General features: G+C 57.9%; 16 protein-coding genes. 8 read left to right on the top strand and 8 right to left on the bottom strand.

Features of this window, described 5'->3' with window-relative positions:
• Positions 1-48: 48 nt before the first annotated feature.
• Positions 49-993, bottom strand: a complete 945-nt coding sequence (locus ACIPR4_RS09995) for an alpha/beta hydrolase (RefSeq protein ID WP_013568544.1) — start codon at positions 991-993, stop codon at positions 49-51.
• Positions 994-1,054: 61 nt separating this feature from the next.
• Between ACIPR4_RS09995 and ACIPR4_RS09990 the strand changes: the two genes are divergently transcribed.
• The 3 genes from ACIPR4_RS09990 (at position 1,055) to carB (ending at position 5,926) form a co-directional block, all read left to right on the top strand.
• A complete protein-coding gene (locus tag ACIPR4_RS09990; RefSeq protein ID WP_013568543.1) occupies positions 1,055-1,390 on the top strand; it encodes a Rieske (2Fe-2S) protein in 336 nt (111 codons plus the stop codon).
• A 39-nt stretch (positions 1,391-1,429) separates the two neighbouring features.
• A complete protein-coding gene (gene carA, locus ACIPR4_RS09985) occupies positions 1,430-2,566 on the top strand; it encodes a glutamine-hydrolyzing carbamoyl-phosphate synthase small subunit (RefSeq protein WP_013568542.1) in 1,137 nt (378 codons plus the stop codon).
• Positions 2,567-2,641: 75 nt separating this feature from the next.
• Positions 2,642-5,926, top strand: a complete 3,285-nt coding sequence (carB, locus tag ACIPR4_RS09980; protein ID WP_013568541.1) for a carbamoyl-phosphate synthase large subunit — start codon at positions 2,642-2,644, stop codon at positions 5,924-5,926.
• Between the two features lie 64 nt (positions 5,927-5,990).
• Here the strand turns inward: carB and ACIPR4_RS09975 are convergent, their stop codons facing one another.
• The 7 genes from ACIPR4_RS09975 to ACIPR4_RS09945 form a co-directional block, all read right to left on the bottom strand.
• Positions 5,991-6,485, bottom strand: a complete 495-nt coding sequence (locus tag ACIPR4_RS09975) for a hypothetical protein (RefSeq protein ID WP_013568540.1) — start codon at positions 6,483-6,485, stop codon at positions 5,991-5,993.
• 33 nt (positions 6,486-6,518) lie between these two features.
• On the bottom strand, positions 6,519-7,463 hold the full coding sequence (locus tag ACIPR4_RS09970; RefSeq protein ID WP_013568539.1) for a tetratricopeptide repeat protein: 945 nt from the start codon (positions 7,461-7,463) through the stop codon (positions 6,519-6,521).
• Positions 7,464-7,527: 64 nt separating this feature from the next.
• Positions 7,528-8,301, bottom strand: a complete 774-nt coding sequence (locus ACIPR4_RS09965; RefSeq protein ID WP_013568538.1) for an OmpA family protein — start codon at positions 8,299-8,301, stop codon at positions 7,528-7,530.
• Positions 8,302-8,366: 65 nt separating this feature from the next.
• Positions 8,367-9,701 (bottom strand): Tol-Pal system beta propeller repeat protein TolB, encoded by a 1,335-nt coding sequence (gene tolB, locus ACIPR4_RS09960; protein WP_013568537.1) that lies wholly within the window; start codon positions 9,699-9,701, stop codon positions 8,367-8,369.
• A gap of 34 nt (positions 9,702-9,735) precedes the next feature.
• Positions 9,736-10,515 (bottom strand): TonB family protein, encoded by a 780-nt coding sequence (locus ACIPR4_RS09955; RefSeq protein WP_144312641.1) that lies wholly within the window; start codon positions 10,513-10,515, stop codon positions 9,736-9,738.
• Between the two features lie 15 nt (positions 10,516-10,530).
• On the bottom strand, positions 10,531-10,935 hold the full coding sequence (locus ACIPR4_RS09950; RefSeq protein ID WP_013568535.1) for an ExbD/TolR family protein: 405 nt from the start codon (positions 10,933-10,935) through the stop codon (positions 10,531-10,533).
• 25 nt (positions 10,936-10,960) lie between these two features.
• Positions 10,961-11,749, bottom strand: a complete 789-nt coding sequence (locus ACIPR4_RS09945; protein WP_013568534.1) for a MotA/TolQ/ExbB proton channel family protein — start codon at positions 11,747-11,749, stop codon at positions 10,961-10,963.
• Positions 11,750-11,933: 184 nt separating this feature from the next.
• On the opposite strand from ACIPR4_RS09945, the gene ACIPR4_RS09940 reads away from it, so the two are divergent.
• The 5 genes from ACIPR4_RS09940 to hpnH all read left to right on the top strand — a co-directional run bounded on the left by ACIPR4_RS09940 (position 11,934) and on the right by hpnH (position 18,532).
• Entirely contained in the window at positions 11,934-13,706 is a 1,773-nt protein-coding gene (locus ACIPR4_RS09940; RefSeq protein ID WP_013568533.1) for a DNA repair protein RecN, read from the top strand.
• A 325-nt stretch (positions 13,707-14,031) separates the two neighbouring features.
• Positions 14,032-15,051 carry a 4-hydroxy-3-methylbut-2-enyl diphosphate reductase gene (locus ACIPR4_RS09935; RefSeq protein ID WP_049781121.1) on the top strand — a complete coding sequence of 340 codons (1,020 nt, stop codon included), beginning with the start codon at positions 14,032-14,034 and terminating at the stop codon, positions 15,049-15,051.
• A gap of 30 nt (positions 15,052-15,081) precedes the next feature.
• On the top strand, positions 15,082-17,163 hold the full coding sequence (shc, locus tag ACIPR4_RS09930) for a squalene--hopene cyclase (protein WP_013568531.1): 2,082 nt from the start codon (positions 15,082-15,084) through the stop codon (positions 17,161-17,163).
• An 11-nt stretch (positions 17,164-17,174) separates the two neighbouring features.
• Positions 17,175-17,300 (top strand): hypothetical protein, encoded by a 126-nt coding sequence (locus ACIPR4_RS23310; RefSeq protein ID WP_013568530.1) that lies wholly within the window; start codon positions 17,175-17,177, stop codon positions 17,298-17,300.
• 83 nt (positions 17,301-17,383) lie between these two features.
• Positions 17,384-18,532, top strand: coding sequence for an adenosyl-hopene transferase HpnH (gene hpnH, locus ACIPR4_RS09925; RefSeq protein ID WP_013568529.1), 1,149 nt, complete (start codon positions 17,384-17,386; stop codon positions 18,530-18,532).
• The last annotated feature ends 27 nt before the right edge of the window (positions 18,533-18,559 follow it).

Genomic DNA, 18,559 nt, shown 5'->3' with positions numbered 1-18,559 from the left:
GGCAGACACTTTTCAAAGTAAGGAAGCCACTTTGCCAATCGCCTTCGTTTATCGCAAGAGTGGGCTAGAGCGTGCGGAGGGAACATACGTATCGAGGAATCTACGCAGCGCTTCGTCTTTTTGTGCCTGCAGCCCCGCGCCCGGCATCATGATGACGATGTTCTTGGGCGAAGCGGCAGTATCAAAGGCGGCGTGAGTTGCTTTGTCATTCGCCGTCTGCGCGTTCCCCTGCGTAGCTTCCGTTGTGATGAGCAGCTTCGGCGGAAGGCTGCGGTGCAGAGGAGCGGCTACTTCAAAGCGGTCACGAAAGAGAAGGCTGACTGGCAGGACGCGGGCTCTGCCATCCTCCTGCACTCTACGGAGGAGCGTCGTATCCGGCTGATCCAAAATTAAGCCTGCAACGGAGGTGTGAATCAGTGAACTTGTGGCAGCCAACGACGCCCCGATGCCCGTGCCGAACAAGAGGACGTGATCCGGCAGAAAGCCACGCTGCTGTGTCAGGAAATCGAAGGCAGCAGCGGCATCCTGTTGCATATGCTCCTCGCTCGGCTTGAGGATGGCGCTGTCGCCATATCCTCGATAGTCGAAGGCGAAGACGCCCAGACCCGCTGCATGCAAACGCAGAAGATTGCGCTTGTCCTCGTCGTTGATCGCAAGAGAACTTTCTCCTCCACGGAGATAGAGTACGGCGTACGCGGAGACTGGGCTGGAAGACAACCACCAGCCCTGAAGTTGCGGACGTCCTGCCTCGTCGGCTGCGAAGCGAATTTCTTCTGTCTTGATGCCTGGGATCTGCAGCTGTGCGGTATTGCGGACAGGATGCAGCACAAGCTGCCATGCTCCCTGCCAGAAAAGGCCCGCCATGGTCAGATAGCCGCAGACCAGCGCCAGGCCGATCACGATCCCCACCATCTTGAGTAGCCAGAGTGGGTCGATCAGCTCCGGAGCCGCACCTGCACCTTCCTTCACCCGTGAACGATCTTCTTTCGCCAAGCTGCACCTCGTTCCTCGTAGTATCCCATCCGCAGCGGTAAGCTTGAAGGTGGAGAAAGACATGTCGCAGTGGAAGACGCTTTGCTCGATCAGCGAGGCCCCCAAGCCCGGTGCAGCGATCGAGTGCAATCTGCATGAGGAAGGCATCGATATTTGCCTTGCCAATGTGAACGGGACGCTTGCTGCCGTGAACAATATCTGCCCACATCGCCAGGGCCCGCTGGGGCAGGGATGGATTGAGGGAGAGGCCATCGTCTGCCCTTGGCACGCTTGGGCCTTTAACCTGAAAACCGGTATCGCAGACCCGCCAGAGAAGGCCTCGGTGGATGTTTATCCCGTCCGTATCGAAGGCGAAGTTGTGCAGATTGTGGTCGGCGGTTTCGATCTCCCGGAATAGCCTGTTAGAATCGATTGAATCCACTCCTCTGGAGAGGCAATGCTAGCCATTTTGGCGCTCGAAGACGGGCGCATATTTCGCGGAAAAGGTTTCGGCGCGCCTGCCGAACGTTCCGGCGAAGTCGTTTTCAATACTGCCCTCACTGGCTATCAGGAGATCTTCACGGATCCCTCATACGCCGGACAGATAGTCGTTCTCACAAACCCACAGATAGGCAACTACGGAACGTCACCCTTGGATAGCGAGAGTGTGCGTCCCTATATTGAAGGCCTGGTCACGCGCGAATTTTCGCCCATCTCCTCGAACTGGCGCTCTACCGAAGTTGCCGATGAATATCTAGAGCGCACCGGTGTTCCTGTCATTACAGACATCGACACACGCGCTCTGGTGCGGCATCTCCGCAACTTCGGCGTCATGCGTGGCGTACTCTCCACGATTTCGACGGACGAAGCGGCACTTGTTGCCAAGGCAAAATCCATTCGCAAGATGGATGGAACCGATCTCGCCTCGATCGTTTCGACGAAGGAGAAGTACACCTTCGACAGCAACGATGCGAAGAACGAAACCGGGGACAAGTTTCTTCCGGATTCCATCAGCACCGACGGCAAGAAGATGCATGTGGTCGCGTACGACTTCGGCATCAAGCAGAACATTCTGCGCATGCTGGCGCGCGAAAACTGCACCGTGACCGTAGTTCCTGCGAAGACTTCTGCAGCGGACGTGCTCGCCATGAATCCGGACGGGATCTTCTTCTCGAACGGTCCGGGCGATCCTGAACCGCTGGACTACGCGCAGCAGAACATTCGCGACCTTGCAGGCAAGGCACCGATGTTCGGCATCTGCCTTGGACACCAGCTCTTCGGTCTCGCCCTGGGTGGGAATACCTACAAGCTCAAGTTCGGCCATCATGGCGCGAATCATCCGATCAAAAATCTGGAGACAGGCAAGGTCGAGATCACCTCGCAGAACCACAACTATGCGGTCGATCCTGAATCTCTTGGCTCTGATGTTTCGGTGACGCACGTCAACCTGAACGACCAGACGTGCGCCGGGTTGAAGCACAACGAGCACCCAATGTTCAGCGTGCAGTATCATCCGGAGGCGTCGCCGGGACCGCACGACTCGCATTATCTGTTCAAGGACTTCCGCAAGATGATGGAAGAGTGGAAGAAGTAGGGCATCCAAGGATGCCCCTTTTTCTGAGCTTCCATCCTGCACGAGCAAAAGAATCCTGGAGTAAGTAAAAAAAGAATGCCACGCAGAAATGACATCGCGAAGATCCTCGTCATCGGCTCCGGCCCCATCGTTATCGGCCAGTCCGCCGAGTTTGACTACTCTGGTACGCAGGCCTGCAAGGCCCTGAAGGCTGAAGGTTACGAGGTCGTCCTCGTCAACTCGAACCCCGCCTCGATCATGACCGACCCTGAGGTCGCCGACCGTACCTATATCGAACCGCTAACGCCTCGCTATGTCGAAGAGATTCTTCGCGTGGAGAGTGAGATGCTCGTCGAGAGCGGCAAACCCGGCGTCTTTGCTGTGCTGCCCACCGTTGGCGGACAGACTGCGCTCAACCTCGCCGTAGATCTCGCCGACACCGGCATCCTCGAAAAGTACAATGTCGAACTCATCGGTGCGAAGCTGGACGCGATCAAGAAGGCGGAAGACCGTCTCCTCTTCAAAGACGCGATGAATAAGATCGGTCTCGACATGCCGCGCTCCGTACTGGTGAACAACCTGCGCGACGGTCTCGACTTCACGCAGAAGATCGGTTTCCCCGCAGTCATTCGCCCCTCGTTTACGCTGGGCGGATCGGGCGGCGGCATCGCCTACAACCGCGAAGAACTCACCGAGATTCTCGCGCGTGGTCTGGATCTCTCGCCCGTAGGCGAGTGTCTCCTGGAAGAGTCCGTCCTCGGTTGGAAAGAGTACGAGCTCGAGGTGGTGCGCGATCTTGCGGACAACGTCATCATCATCTGCTCGATTGAAAACTTCGATCCCATGGGTGTCCATACGGGCGACTCCATCACCGTTGCTCCGGCGCAGACGCTTACCGATCGTGAGTACCAGTGCATGCGTGATGCCGCCATCCGCGTCATCCGTGAGATCGGCGTGGAAACCGGCGGATCCAACGTGCAGTTTGCGGTGAACCCTGCGAATGGACGCATGACGGTCATCGAGATGAACCCGCGCGTCTCGCGCTCATCCGCGCTTGCATCGAAAGCGACTGGCTTTCCCATTGCGAAGATCGCCGCGCGCCTCGCCGTCGGTTACACGCTCGATGAGTTGCAGAACGACATCACCAAGGCCACACCGGCCTGCTTTGAACCGACGATCGATTATGTCGTCGTCAAGATTCCGAAGTGGCAGTTTGAAAAGTTCCCAGGAGCCAACGAGGATCTCGGCCCGCAGATGAAGTCCGTCGGCGAAGTGATGGCCATTGGCCGCACCTTCAAAGAAGCGATGATGAAGGCCGTCCGCTCGCTCGAGACAGGAAAGAAAGCCACTGCTGCGGACGTTGACCCCCGCCGCCTCACCCAGCGTCTGGTCACACCGCATCCTGATCGTTTGACTTACGTTCGTTATGCCTTCGAACGGGGCATGTCTGTGCGCGAGGTCGCTCGCCTCACAGGAATGGACCCATGGTTCCTGTACCAGGTGAAGCAGATCTCCGACGAGATCGGCGGCCTTGCGGGCAAGACGCTGGAGACGCTGACATATGACGATATGCGCTCTGCGAAGCGTATGGGCATCAGCGACGAGCGCATCGCAAGTTCACTGCAGATTGAAGGCAAAGATGCCACGGGCAAGATCCGCGACCTGCGGAAAAAGCTTGGCGTCATGCCGGTCTTCAAGCTCGTCGATACCTGCGCTGCGGAGTTCGAATCGTTCACTCCTTACCTCTACTCCTGCTACGACGAGGAAGATGAGGCAACGCCGACGAACCGCAAGAAGATCATTATCCTCGGAAGCGGCCCGAATCGTATCGGCCAGGGCATTGAGTTCGATTACTGCTGCTGCCACGCTGCCTTCGCTCTCCGCGAAGACGGTTACGAGACCATCATGGTCAACTGCAATCCCGAGACGGTCTCCACTGACTACGACACCTCGGACCGCCTTTACTTCGAGCCGCTCACGCTGGAAGATGTCCTCGCGGTCTATCACCATGAGGCAAGCTCGGGCGCAGAGATCGGTATGATCGTGCAGTTCGGCGGACAGACGCCGCTCAACCTCTCCCTGCCTCTCAAGGCCGCTGGCGTTCCCATCATCGGCACCTCGCCGGAGTCCATCGACCTCGCAGAAGATCGCAAGCGCTTCGGCAAACTAATTGAAGAGCTTGGCATCCCGCAGCCTCAGGGCGCAATGGCGACCAGCATCGAAGAAGCCATTGCGGGTGCGGATCGCGTTACCTACCCTGTGCTCGTGCGTCCCTCGTACGTTCTCGGTGGGCGCGCCATGGTGATTGTGTACGACGAAGCAGGCGTGCGCAACTACATGTCCACCGCCATCGAATATTCGCAGGAGCGTCCGGTACTGATCGACCACTTCCTCGAAGATGCGACTGAAGTCGACGTCGACGCGCTCTGTGACGGTACGGATGTCGTCATCGCAGGCATCATGCAACACATTGAAGAGGCCGGTATTCACTCCGGTGACTCCTCGTGCGTTCTCCCGGCGGTCGATCTCAGCAAGGAAGTCCTCGACCAGATCCGAGTCTACACACGCAAGCTGGCGATGGCTCTGAGCGTGATCGGCCTGGTGAACATTCAGTTCGCCATTCAGCGTGGGAAGGTCTTCGTGATCGAAGTCAATCCCCGCGCGTCCCGCACGGTGCCTTACGTCTCCAAAGCGACCGGTGTGCCACTGGCGAAGATTGCATCGCGTCTGATGACGGGTCGCAAGCTCACAGAGTTCCTACCGGACAACGTAAAGTCGGGAGAAGACCTCTCCACCGGCTCGTACTTCTTCGTGAAGTCTCCTGTCTTCCCATGGGCCAAATTCCCGGGCGTCGACACGGTTCTCGGACCGGAGATGAAGTCTACGGGAGAGGTGATGGGTGTAGCCGACAACTTTGGCGAAGCCTTCGCCAAGGCGCAGATCGCCGCGGGTCAGAACCTTCCGACGAAGGGTACGGTCTTCCTCAGCATCAACCAGCGCGATAAAAATGCCATCGTCCCCCTGGCGAAGCAGTTCGTCGAAATGGGTTTCCACATTGTGGCAACGCACGGCACGGCGGACAGGCTGGAAAACGCAGGTCTGCAGGTCGAGCGTGTGCATAAGGTGATGGAAGGCCGACCGAACGTGGTCGATCTCATCAAGGGCGATCGCATTCAGCTCATCATCAACACGCCGCAGGGCCAGGATGCCATCTTCGACGAGAAGGCTATCCGCCGCGCGGCTGTGCTGGGACGTATTCCCACCATTACGACGATTGCAGCGGGCCGCGCAGCCGCCGACGGCATTGAGTCCCTGCAACGGCAACAGACGCGCGTAGTGGCACTCCAGGCGCTCCACGCGGAACACCTGCTGCCTGCATAACAACCTCATATCACAAACAGAAAAGCCCGGCGGCATGCCGGGCTTTTCTGTTTGCAGAGTAAGTCTAGATTGCTTCTTCTTCGGTAAAACCGAACTTGGCTCCCACGGCATATCCGATCATCGCCAGTGGCGTCCACGTGCCGATCAGCAGCCCATCGCCCGCCATCAGGCCGCTGTTGTGATCGATGGAGAAGAAGGTGCGCCAAAGCTTGTCAAAGGCCCCGCAGTCGTTGCAGAGGCCGTTCCCCGTGGGCAGATCGAGCACCCAGACGCAGACCAGCGAGAATATGATCATGCCCGAGATCCATACATAGGATGCGACGGGGTTTGGACGAACCTTCATCATCAGAAAACCGGTCAACATAGGAACAAGAAACGCTAGTCCGGTGCAGAGCAGTTTTGGAGCGGACGAATCGTCCGGAGCATGAAAAAGAGCGAACGTCCCGACAACAAGAACCAGGGCCAGCACCGCAAAGAGGGTATGGAACGTAAACGAAAGAGCTTCCCGGCCCAGATCGGGCAAAGATTTGTTTCCACGAATCTCTACGCCTTCTGCCATATTGCCCTCACAGGAAACGACTCACACGAATGTCTAACGCCTTGCCGTGCTCGGAACTCCCATGGCACTGAGTTTGCTGCGCGCCTGCGTTGCTTCCGGCGAGTTAGGGAAGCGCTGAATGAGCGATCGCAGTTCACGGATGCCCGCTTCATTCTGCTTCAGGGCGATCAGAGACTGGCCCTTGCGCAGATGCGATACCGGAATCTTTGCATTGCCAGGATACTGCTCCAGGACGTGATCGTAGTTCTTTGCTGCAGAGTTGAACTTGCCTGCCTTGTAATCAATTTCACCAAGGTAAAAATAGGCGTTCCCGGCGAGGGGATCGTCCGGATAAAACTTCACTACATCACCAAACTCGGCGGAAGCGAGCGTGTACTTGGCACCCACGAAATCACCATAAGCGGTCTGGTACAGGTCGCGGAGCGGGGGGGCTGCAGGCTGCGCAGGTTGCTGTTCAACCGGTGCGGCCGCGACGGGATCAACTCGCGTGGCGCCTTTCTTTCCGCTTGGGGGAGGCGCAGAGAAATCTGAGGGAGATGCCGGAGCGGGCGTTCCAGCCGCAGGAGCGGCGGAGTCCAGCTTCGCGTTCACGCTCTGCTGCGTGCTCTGGATGTCGGCGAGTGCTTTCTCGATCCGTCCAAGGCGCGCTTTGAGTTCGTCAACAGAATCATTCAGGCTCTGGACCTGTCCGGAAACCGTGTCCACCTTCGCGCCTTCCGCATCCTGCTGCGCGCTGACGTGCTTCTGCAGCGCGTCCACGGTGGAGGCCATGCGATTCACGCTGTCGGCGGTCTGTTGTACGAGATCCTTCAGAACTCCCATACGTTCGTCGTTGGATTGCTGCAGGCGGGCAACAGAATCCTGTAACTGCTGGATCTGCGTCTGCAACTGCACCATGTCGCGATTGACGGCATGCATCGGTCGTACACACAGCAGCGCCAGTGCCAGCGCCGGGACAAGATAGATCCTCTTCTTCATGGCCATGCCTCAGTGTTCTTTACGGGTGGCGCGAACCGTAAAGGTTCACGCCACCATGATGCTTTTAGCGATCGAGCGAGAACTGAGCGCGCCGGTTCTGCTGGTAGCAGGTTTCATTCTGCTCCGTACAGAACTGCTTTTCCTTGCCGTACGAGATCACGCGCAACCGGTTCGGGCTTACGCCTGCGGTAACCAGAGCGGTCTTCGCAGCATTGGCACGATTCTCACCGAGCGCCAGGTTGTACTCCGCCGATCCGCGCTCATCGCAATAACCGCCGATGACGACCTTGATCGCCGGATGCGCAGCCAGATAAGACGCAGCACGCTGGGCCAACGCGCCGGCATCCAGGCGCAGGTCGTAGCTGTCGTAGTCGAAGAAGACATCCTGTACGTTCTGATGGAACTCAGCTTCGGGTCCCATGTCACCCTGGTTGCTGGTGTCCGCCGTCGGTGCCACTGGAACACGAACGGTGACGCGAACATTCGCCTCGGTGACTCCGCCAGCATCGTTCTTGGCCACTAGATGAAAGTTTGTGGAAGCAGAAGGTGTGACCGTCTGCGTGCCATTGAGGTTCACATTGCCGATTCCGTCGATGGAGACAGTGGTCGCACCCTGTGTGCGCCAGTTCAAAACTGCTGATTGGCCGAGATCGATGGACGCGGGATCCGCAGTGAGCGTCGCCGTCGGAACACTGTCGGTCGATGCGGTGCTGGGCAACGGCGCTGGTGGGGGAGCGCTGGCCTTTTTGTGGCATCCGCTGAGAACCATTGCTCCAAGGGCAAGAGCCATCAGTGCATTCCGTCGTACCCCTGTTGCCATCATCTTTGTTTCGGTCATCTTTGTCTTTCCTCCGCAGAAGCGAGATTTGTGTGGCGGCAAGCCGCGTTCGTATTCAATCTTACTTACTTCCAGCTCCAGTTCGGCATATCGTTCGCACCGTTGGTGCTGAGTTTGTGGCGCTGCGTTCCATCCGCCAGCATGGTCCAAATCTCCCAGCGACCACCAGCATTACTCGCATAGACGATGTGCCGTCCATCGGGCGACCACGACGGGAAGTCGCACCGGCCCGTATCGTGCGTTAACTGGATCCAGCGTTTGCTTGCGATCTCCATGACGTAGATGTCCTGCCCACCAGGGGCGCCGGGGCCATATTTGCGGTCCCAGGCGAAGGTCAAAAACTGGCCATTCGGTGACCACGACGGGGAAGTAGCGTAGCCGCCGTCCGTCATGCGCGTGACGCCTGCACCGTCTGCATCCATCGTATAAAGCTGGGGCAAACCGGTTCGTCCGCTGATCCACGCAATCTGTGAACCCGTCTTCGGGTTCCAGACTGGAGAAACATCCGGTCCGCGGAAGCTCGTGACGCGGCGAGGTCCGCTGCCATTCGAATCCGCAATCCAGATCTCGGGATCACCTGAGCGAGACGACGAATAGGCAATCTGCGCCCCGTTCGCGCTCCATGCGGGGGAAAGGTTCGTGCCAGCGGCTGCAGGGAACGCAATCATGCGGTTCAACAGCAGCGAGAACACCCGAATCTGAAACCCTTCGCGTCCGAGCGACGAAAATGCGATTCGAGAGTTGTCCGGAGAGATGCGTGGAGAGAGAGACACCGTTCCGAGATGCGTGACCGGATGAGGATTCGCACCGTCGTAGTCCATCATCCAGATCTCTTTACTGCCCGATCCGCCATGGACATAAACGATCTTGGTTTCGGCGATGCCGGGGATTCCACCGCCCAGGCGAAGGATGATCTCATCCGCAAATTTGTGGGCGATCTCACGGGCGCTGTTGTCGTTGGCGTCTTCGGCGTACTGCTTTCCCAGCACCTGCGGATACTGCGTGTTCTTGGCATCGAAAAGCCAGCCATTGACGATCAGGCGTCCGCTCTTGATGCCGAGCGAGCCGAAGGCCACCATCGCGGCGTTCGTGGGATTAGCACTCCACTGTGTGACGTTCATCTCGCTGGGAGCACCCGGCGTCAGTTGCGGCAACAGGCTCTTCGATACGAGATCAAAGATTCCTGCCTGCGCCAGATCGGCGTAGAGAACCGAATCGAAGGTCGCCTTCAGTGCCGCGGAATCAGCGCTGAAGGGTTTGAAGTCAGCTGCCGCAACGCGGATGCGATCCACGCCCTTTTCCGTGCCTGTAAAAACATTATCCTGCGCAGACCCGTACCGCGAGAACGCGGCAAAGGCGACGACCATCCACATCACATACTTGCTTAGGCGAGAACTCATACACCTCTCATGATAGTCGTTCCTGGGCTCACTGTTACTTAGGATCGAAGTAGTACTGCACGTTGATGTAGCTTCCCGAATACCCATCCGGAAGGGGCCCGAAGGTATCGATATGCTGCAAGGCGCGGATCGCGCTCTGATCCAGCGAAGCATCCCCGCTTGGTTTGGCGATCTGGATCTGCGAGGGCGTGCCATCCCGCTCTACACGAAAAGTAATGTACACACGGTGTCCTGGCGCACTTTTGTCCAGTGTTGCGGTATACCACTGCTGCGCTACTTTTTGTGTGAGCTGCTTCACGTAATACGCATACCGCTGTCCAAATGCAGAGTCCGTCACATTCGTTGAAGCCGTACCGACTTTAGTATCCACAGCGCTCATGGCGACTTTGACACCGCCTGTTTCGCCCGTCTGGGCGCGGTCTGGAACGGGCTTCGTCGGTTGCGGCCTCTGCACCACAGGTGTCGGCTTTTCGGCGACTTTGGGGGGTATCTTGACCGGCTTCTTCACGACGATGGGAACATCTTTCGGAGAGGGCGGCGGTTCGACCTTCTCTTTCGCTGTGATCGGCGCGGGGGACGGAGTCTCCGAGGCCAGCACACTGTCATCCTTGACTGGCTGCTTCGGTGGAAGAGGGAGAGCACTCACCATGGTGGCCTGGATGGCGGTCGCCTGTTCGGACCGGTCGCCCCAACTATCGCCCTTTTTATGAAAGAAAGCTCCCGCACCCACAATCACACCGAACGCAACGCCGTGCAGCACAAGCGCCGTCACCAGACTGGCTCCGGTTTTGTCCTCGCGTTTCTTTTCGGTCATCGTCGGCAAGGGCTGCTACTCCGTTAGTGGGCGGGTCACGATGCTGATGTTGGTAATGCCTGCCTGCTTCACCGCGTCCATCACACTGGCAAACGCTCCAAAGGGAACCTTCTCATCCGCCCGCAGGTAGATGACCTTCTTCGCAGGATTTCCTGAGCGAAGAAGGGAAGGGAGATCGTGGACATTGACCGGCTTGTCCTGCAGAAAGACTCTCTGTTCTTTATCGATCGACACAACGGTGCGCTCTTCGGTGAGCTGATTCACAGTCCGGGTCTTGGGAACCGCTACATCGATTCCGCTCTGCAGCACTGGCGCCGTCAGCATGAAGATCAGCAGAAGCACCAGCACCACGTCGACCAGCGGCGTGATGTTGATGTCCGCCAGCGAGGAGTGCGTTCGACCGCCGCTTGAAAATGCCATGGAAACTCTCCGTAACTCTGTCGGCCTAGAACGTTGTGGTGCGGCGACGCTGTTCTTCTGCTGCAGGGGGCGCGGCTGGAGGAGCAGCAGCGGCGTTTTCAATCGCGTTCAAAAGTTCGCGCGCAAAATCGTCCATACGTCCGCCCATATCCCGTAACCGCGCAGCGAACTGGTTGTAGCCCACCAGCGCAGGAACTGCGACGACGAGACCCGCCGCAGTCGTAATCAACGCCTCAGAGATACCGGGAGCCACCGCCCGCAGCGTTGCTGCACCTGCCGTGCCGAGGCCGTGAAACGCATCGATGATGCCCATCACCGTTCCGAAGAGACCGATAAACGGGGCCGCTGCGGCGATGGTCGCCAACCAGGTCAGACGGCTTTCCATGCCGGAAAGCGCTTCGCTGGCAGCTGTCTGAGCCGCGCGCTCCAGCCCTTGCGGATTTCTCGGCAAACCGCGTCCGCCCGTCTGCCGCTGATACTCATCCGCGATCTCCGTAAAGACGGCGACCAACGGGCTAGGTTTGAACTGGTCCGCGACTGTTGCAATTTCACCCAGACGAGTGGATTTACGAAAGGCCCGAAGAAATCGCTGGCTCTGAACCTGCGCCTTGCGGAAGGTCTGCCACTTCGTGATCATGATCGTCCACGAAAAGATGCTGCAGACCAGCAGAAGCACCAGCACTGTGAGTGCCGTTGGTCCGCTGTTGTGCACCATCTCCAACAATGCGGAGGAGTTTTGCGGTGCAGCCGTGACCGGAACGGCCGCCAGGTCGTCCTGCAGAAGAAGCGCTAAAGCTAAAAGGGAAACCACCATCGTGCGCTCAGTGTACCGTTTGCCCGTCGGAAAATTTGAACGCTAATGATCGAAGGGCCGCGTATGAACCTTGGCAGATGCGCCCAAACGTCCTAGAGAGGCGGCTTTGCAAAAGGCGAACATCAGGCGGCAATGTTCGCCTGCCTTTCGCTCTGCTATCCTGCACCCAACAAAGGGATTCCGCATGCTGCTCGAGCTTCGCGCAGAAAATTACGCTGTTATCGACCACGCCGTCGCCAGTTTTGGCCCAGGTCTCAACCTGCTTACCGGCGAAACCGGTGCGGGTAAATCGATCCTTGTAGACGCTCTTGCCCTTCTTCTGGGAGGCAAGGCGTCGTCCGACGTGGTGCGCCATGGAGCGGAAAAGGCCGTCGTCTCCTGTGTCTTTGACACCACTGCGGGCGCAGAGCTCATTCTCGAAGCCAACGGTATCGATGTAGAAGGTACGGAGATCCTCCTTCGCAGGGAAGTCTCGTCTGCTGGTAAAGGACGCGTCTTCGTCAATAACCAGCCCGCGACGGTCACGGTTCTCAAGCAACTCGCCCCGGAACTGGCGCTCGTTCATGCGCAATCGGAGACCCTCTCGTCCTTCGACCAGGCGCAGCAGCGTGGCCTGCTGGATCGTTTCGCTGGCATCAACTCTGCTCCACCCACCTCCAAAATTGCCGCCACCGCGCTCAAGGAAAAGTTGAAGGCTAAGAAGGGGCTGTCGCTCGAAGACGCGGGCGAAAATACCCATGCCGCATACACGCTTTGGCGCAGTGCCCGCACGGAACTCGACCGCCTCTCGTCCGACGAGCAGGAACGCCTGCGCATGGCCGATGTCTGGAGCTTTCAACTCGCGGAGATTACTGACGCTGCAATCAAGTCCGCCGACGAAGACGAAGTGCTGGAGACCGAAAAGCGCATTCTCGCCAATGCGGAAAAGCTCTTTACCGCAGCCATGAGCGCGAACGAACTCCTCTACGAGGACGAAAAGTCCGCGGAGACCACTTTGACTGCGGCCCAGAAGCATCTCGAAGAGCTTGCCCGCTTCGACAGCAAATTTGCCGATGCCGTCTCGCAGATCGCCTCGGCCAAAGCGGCCGTAGAAGACGTCTCCGCGACGGTCCGCGACTACGCGGAAAATATCAACGCGTCCCCAGCCCGCCTTGAAGAGATCGAAGATCGGCTCGCCCAACTCGACAAATTGAAGCGGAAGTATGGAAAAACCGTTGCGGATGTCATCGCATATGCCGAAGATGTTTCCACAAAGTTAGAGGACATTCGCCAGCATGCGACCTCGCTGGCGTCCGCGCAGGCGGCGCTTGCCGAGGCAGAGGGCATATACCGCGCCTGCGCCGAAGATCTTACCGAGCTCCGTAAAGCAGCGGCCATCAAGCTGCAGCAGCTCGCCGAAGAGCAGATCAACGACCTCGCCATGAAAGTCCGGTTCGCCGTAAAGGTCCACGCGGAAAAGGAGACGTCACATTGGACCGCAGCGGGTTGGGACCAGATTGAATGCCTCATTGCGACCAACACGGGCGAGCCGCTGAAGCCACTTACCGAGATTGCCTCCGGCGGCGAGATGTCCCGCGTCATGCTGGCGCTCAAGGTATCGGTCGAGGACGGTGCAGGGAGGAAGCGCAAGATTGCGCTTCCTCGCACGCTCGTCTTCGATGAAATCGACATCGGCATTGGCGGCCGTGCCGCCGAGGCCGTAGGTCGGAAGCTCAAGGCCTTGGCCAAGCATCAACAAGTCCTGTGCGTGACTCATCTTCCCCAAATTGCCGCCTTCGGAGATCAACATTTCCTGATCGAAAAAGCAGAGCAGCAGGGCAGGACGCGTACCCAGGTGCGCCAGATGGAGCAGCCTGAACGTGTCTCCGAAATCGCCCGGATGCTCTCAGGAGCCACCCTGACGGACACTAGCCTCGCCCATGCCGAGCAGATGCTCCTCGTTGCTTCAGGTTCCTGAAGTCGCGCATTCTGCATCACACCGATATGTGCTGCGCCACGCGGCCTGGGAGGAATTGAATGGCAAATACGACAAAATGCGCTCACGAGGGATGTAGCTGTACGGCGCGCGAAGGTTCTAAATTCTGCTCGCAGTTTTGCGAAGACGTCAAAGATATAACCACGCTGGCCTGTGACTGTCCGCACACTGGCTGCACCGGCCACAGCTAGGCCTGACGAACCCGATACCCTTTGTCTCGGATGAGGTGTAGTTCTGCACCAGTAATGGTTCAGAATCTGCCCTCTTCGGGATAGGACGCGGTATACTGGAAGGCGTGACTACTGCGATTGATCCCTCCGACGTTAACTCTTCCGGCAATAACCCGGGCGCTAACGTCGACAAGCACGTCCTTCTGCTTAAGCCTCGTGGCTTTTGTGCCGGGGTCGTACGCGCGATCGACATTGTTCAGATTGCCCTCGATACCTTTGGCGCTCCCATTTACGTTCGCAAAGAGATCGTCCACAACTCTTACGTGGTCGACGATCTTGCCAAAAAAGGCGCGATCTTCGTCAATGAACTCGACGAAGTTCCTTCGGGCGCACGCGTGATCTACTCTGCCCATGGTGTATCTCCCGCCGTCCGCGAAGCCGCCAAAGGCCGCGGCCTGAAAGTCATCGACGCCACCTGCCCTCTGGTCACAAAGGTTCATGTAGAAGCCATCAAATTTGCCAAGCAGGGATACTCTCTTGTCCTTGTAGGCCACCGCGACCACGAAGAGGTCGAAGGCACCCAGGGCGAAGCGCCCGATGTGACCCAGGTCGTTTCCACGGTGGAAGAAGTAGCCGCTCTGGTCGTTCCGGATCCCGATAAGGTCGCTTACCTCACACAGACCACGCTTTCTCTCGACGAAGCGAAGTACATGATTGAGGCGCTCAAGAAGAAGTTTCCGAATATCGTCGGTCCCCACGCGCAGGACATCTGCTACGCCACCGAGAACCGCCAGACTGCTGTAAAAAAGGTAGCTCCCGGCGCGGATTTGGTTCTGGTCGTGGGTTCGCGGAACAGTTCCAACTCCAACCGCCTCGTGGAAGTCTCGCAAAACATTGGCACTAACTCCTTCCTGATCGACAAGGCGGAAGATATCCAGCCCGAATGGCTGGAAGGTGTCGGCAACGTGGCCGTGACGGCGGGTGCTTCGGCGCCAGAAGTTCTTGTAAAAGAAGTGGTTGCTTATTTACAATCCCGTGGATTCGGCTCCGTGGATGAAGTCGAAGTCATGCCAGAAAATGTACGCTTCGGACTTCCCCCGGAGATCGTCCAGGCCATTGCCTCTGCACCCGGCGCCATCACTCAGCCGCGCGCGTAATTCGAATCAGAAGCAGACCAGAGAGATTGAATGGACACACCCGGCGGTAATCACATCAGCGAAGCGCAGAGAGCAGCGAGAGCCGCTCGTGCTGCGTCCGCTCCGCCAGCGGCACAGGCCCCAGCTCAGCCGCGTTTCGGTCGTATGGACCTCGGCCTGGATGCCATCGGAAAAGGCATCAGATCCTCCATCGATTGGCTTCTGGGGCAGCAGGACGCCGAAGGTTACTGGTGTGGCGAACTCGAAGCAGACGTCATGCTCGAGGCCGATTACATCTACGTCCATACCTTGCTCGGCACCGGCGATCAGGGCAAGATGCGGCGCGCCATCAACGAGATCCTGCGTCATCAGAATGAAGACGGCGGATGGAGTCTCTACCCTGGTGGTCCCTCGAACATCAACTATGGCGTGAAGAGCTACTTCGCTCTCAAGCTGATGGGACACTCCACCGAAGAACCCTACATGGAGAAGGCCCGCAATTGGATCCTCGCCCACGGCGGCGTTGTAGAGTGCAACACCTTCACTAAGATCTATCTCTGCTCTCTGGGCCAGTACGACTACGATGCGGTGCCTGCTATTCCGCCCGAGATTGTTCTCTTTCCCAACTGGTTTTACTTCAATATCTACGAGATCAGCTCCTGGTCTCGTGGGATTCTTGTCCCTCTGTCGATCATTTACGCGAAGAAGCCTTTCAAGAAGCTTCCGCCGGAGCAGAGCATCGACGAGCTCTTTGTTGGTGGGCGCGAAAATGCCAACCTGCATCTTCGCTGGGATAAGCGCTTTTTCGGATGGCGAAATTTCTTCCTTTTCTGGGACCGCCTGATGCATTGGGCCGAACGTGTCCACATCCGCCCACTCCGCGCCAAGGCCATCAAAGCCGCGGAGAAGTGGATGCTCGCGCGTTTCGAAAAGACAGACGGTCTTGGTGCCATCTATCCGGCTATGTTGAACGCGATCGTCGCTCTGCGTTGCCTTGGTTACTCGGTGGACGACCCGCAGTTTATCCGCGCCATGGATGAGTTCGAAAAGCTGGGAATTGACTGTCCGGAAGGCACACCGGACTATCCGACCCCGACCTTCCGTATGCAGCCTTGCTTCTCCCCGGTATGGGACACGGCACAGGTTCTCTCTACGCTGGGCGAGGCTGGCATCTCCCGCACCGACCCGCTCATGATCAAGGCTGCCGACTGGCTTCTTTCCAAGGAAGTCCGCCACAAGGGTGACTGGGCAGAGAAGGTTCGAAACGTAGAACCCGGTGGCTGGTACTTCGAGTTTAACAATGAATTTTACCCGGATGTCGATGATACCGGAGAGGTTCTGCTTGCCCTCAAGGCTGTGGATAACCCTCGCGAGCGCTATCAGCACGATGCCACCGAGCGGGCGATCAACTGGATCTTCGCGATGCAGTGCAAAAATGGCGGTTGGGCGGCGTTCGACAAGGACAACACCAAATCGATCTTCCAATACATTCCGTTCGCCGATCACAACGCGATGCTCGATCCGCCAACGGTCGACATCACGGGTCGCATCCTGGAGATGCTTGCCGCCTACGGCTATACCCGCCGCGATAAGCGTGTGGAATCCGCTATTCAGTTCATCCTGCGGGAGCAGGAGACCGATGGAAGCTGGTTCGGTCGCTGGGGTGTCAACTATCTCTACGGCACCTTCCTCGTCCTCCGCGGCCTCGAAGCCATGGGTATGTGGCACCAGGAGACGCCCATCCTTCAGGCCACCGAATGGGTTCGCATGGTGCAGAACCCCGACGGCGGCTGGGGCGAGACCTGCGGCACGTACGATGACGCCATTCAGAAGGGCATTGGCCCCTCGACTCCTTCTCAGACCGCATGGGCTGTACTTGCCCTGCTTGCTGGCGGAGATACCCGGTCGGACTCCGTGGCCAAGGGAATTCGCTGGCTGATTGAACGCCAGCACGAAGACGGAAGCTGGGACGAACTGGTTCCCGGACGCAACGGCGAAAGTTATTACACCGGAACGGGATTTCCAAGAGTCTTTTACCTTGGCTATCACCTCTATAAGCAGTACTTCCCGCTTCTAGCTCTCACGACCTACAAAAAGGCGATGGAGAAAGAGGCGGCAGAAAAAGTTGCATAGCGGAGAGAACCATGCACCGAGTTCATTGGCTCAACTGGTTCGTTACGGTACTTAATTTCGTCCTGCTCTGGGTCGCTTATCGAAAGCACAGGAATTACGCTCAACCGAGTGGTTTGATTGTTCTGAAGCTCAAGTAAGACCTGGTTCTAAGATGTATGGGTTCGACGTCATACATCGAAAGTTTGTAACAAGAGGAGCTTCGGCTCCGGAGGTCGCACCTATGGCAGTACCCGTCTCGCAAGCCTGGACCGTAGCAAGTTACGTCCTGAAGCAGAAGTTCATGGGCCGCAAGAAGTATCCGCTCGTCATGATGCTGGAGCCACTCTTCCGCTGCAACCTGGCCTGTGCTGGCTGCGGCAAGATTCAGTATCCCGCTCATATTCTCAAGGCGGAACTGACGCCCGAGGAGTGCTTCCGTGCTGCTGAAGAGTGCAATACGCCCATGGTCGCCATCCCTGGCGGAGAACCCCTTCTTCACCCGCAGATGCCGGAGATCGTCGCTGGCTTGGTCGCGCGTAAGAAGTACGTTTACATGTGCACCAACGCTCTACTCCTCAAGGACAAGCTGCACCTCTTCACGCCGTCAAAGTACCTCTCCTTTTCCGTCCACGTGGATGGTGAGCGTGAGCATCACGACTTTGGCGTCTGCCGTGAAGGCGGATACGACATCGCGATGGAAGGCGTTCACGCCGCCGTGAAGGCTGGTTTCCGCGTGACCACCAACACCACGCTCTTCGACGGTGCGGATCCCAACTCGGTTCGTCGCCACTTCGACCAGATGATGGATGCGGGCGTTGAGTCGATGATGGTCTCGCCCGGTTACACCTACGACAAGGCTCCCGACCAAAAGCACTTCCTCGGTCGCGCCCGTTCGCGCAAACTCTTCCGCTCCATCCTGTCGAACCGCAAGAAGACCTGGCGCTTCAACGCTTCGCCCATGTTCATGGAATTCCTGATGGGAAAGAAAGAGCTGACCTGCACTCCTTGGGGTATGCCTACTTTCTCCATCTTCGGTTGGCAGAAGCCCTGCTATCTCCTGCAAGACGGCTACGCCGACTCCTTCAAGCAGCTGATGGAAGAGGTCGAGTGGGCGAACTACGGCACCGAGAGTGGCAATCCGCGCTGCGCCAACTGCATGGTCCACTCTGGCTACGAAGCTTCGGGCGTGAATTACACCTTCGGCTCCTTCAAGGGCCTGATGCAGACGGCGAAGGCCATCTTCTTCGACAGCTACAAGGACGATCACGCCACCAAGCTGCTCAACGAGTGGAAGCCGACACATAACCCGCTTGTCCAGATCGGCACTCCGGTTGTCTCGGCGGAATCCGCGACCGTCAATCATGAAAGCAACCTGGTAGCAGGGGACTAGCTCCAGAACTGTTTCGAAGGGGCGCGG

Source organism: Terriglobus saanensis SP1PR4 (assembly GCF_000179915.2).
Classification (GTDB): domain Bacteria; phylum Acidobacteriota; class Terriglobia; order Terriglobales; family Acidobacteriaceae; genus Terriglobus; species Terriglobus saanensis.
This window is presented reverse-complemented; position numbering and strand designations above follow the sequence as displayed.

Bases quoted from the DNA above. Each gene is read 5' to 3' on its own strand.
- ACIPR4_RS09990 (WP_013568543.1), top strand. From the start codon at position 1,055: ATGTCGCAGTGGAAGACGCTTTGCTCGATCAGCGAGGCCCCCAAGCCC.
- carA (WP_013568542.1), top strand. From the start codon at position 1,430: ATGCTAGCCATTTTGGCGCTCGAAGACGGGCGCATATTTCGCGGAAAA.
- carB (WP_013568541.1), top strand. From the start codon at position 2,642: ATGCCACGCAGAAATGACATCGCGAAGATCCTCGTCATCGGCTCCGGC.
- ACIPR4_RS09975 (WP_013568540.1), bottom strand. From the start codon at position 6,485: ATGGCAGAAGGCGTAGAGATTCGTGGAAACAAATCTTTGCCCGATCTG.
- ACIPR4_RS09970 (WP_013568539.1), bottom strand. From the start codon at position 7,463: ATGAAGAAGAGGATCTATCTTGTCCCGGCGCTGGCACTGGCGCTGCTG.
- ACIPR4_RS09965 (WP_013568538.1), bottom strand. From the start codon at position 8,301: ATGACCGAAACAAAGATGATGGCAACAGGGGTACGACGGAATGCACTG.
- tolB (WP_013568537.1), bottom strand. From the start codon at position 9,701: ATGAGTTCTCGCCTAAGCAAGTATGTGATGTGGATGGTCGTCGCCTTT.
- ACIPR4_RS09955 (WP_144312641.1), bottom strand. From the start codon at position 10,515: ATGACCGAAAAGAAACGCGAGGACAAAACCGGAGCCAGTCTGGTGACG.
- ACIPR4_RS09950 (WP_013568535.1), bottom strand. From the start codon at position 10,935: ATGGCATTTTCAAGCGGCGGTCGAACGCACTCCTCGCTGGCGGACATC.
- ACIPR4_RS09945 (WP_013568534.1), bottom strand. From the start codon at position 11,749: ATGGTGGTTTCCCTTTTAGCTTTAGCGCTTCTTCTGCAGGACGACCTG.
- ACIPR4_RS09940 (WP_013568533.1), top strand. From the start codon at position 11,934: ATGCTGCTCGAGCTTCGCGCAGAAAATTACGCTGTTATCGACCACGCC.
- shc (WP_013568531.1), top strand. From the start codon at position 15,082: ATGGACACACCCGGCGGTAATCACATCAGCGAAGCGCAGAGAGCAGCG.
- ACIPR4_RS23310 (WP_013568530.1), top strand. From the start codon at position 17,175: ATGCACCGAGTTCATTGGCTCAACTGGTTCGTTACGGTACTTAATTTC.
- hpnH (WP_013568529.1), top strand. From the start codon at position 17,384: ATGGCAGTACCCGTCTCGCAAGCCTGGACCGTAGCAAGTTACGTCCTG.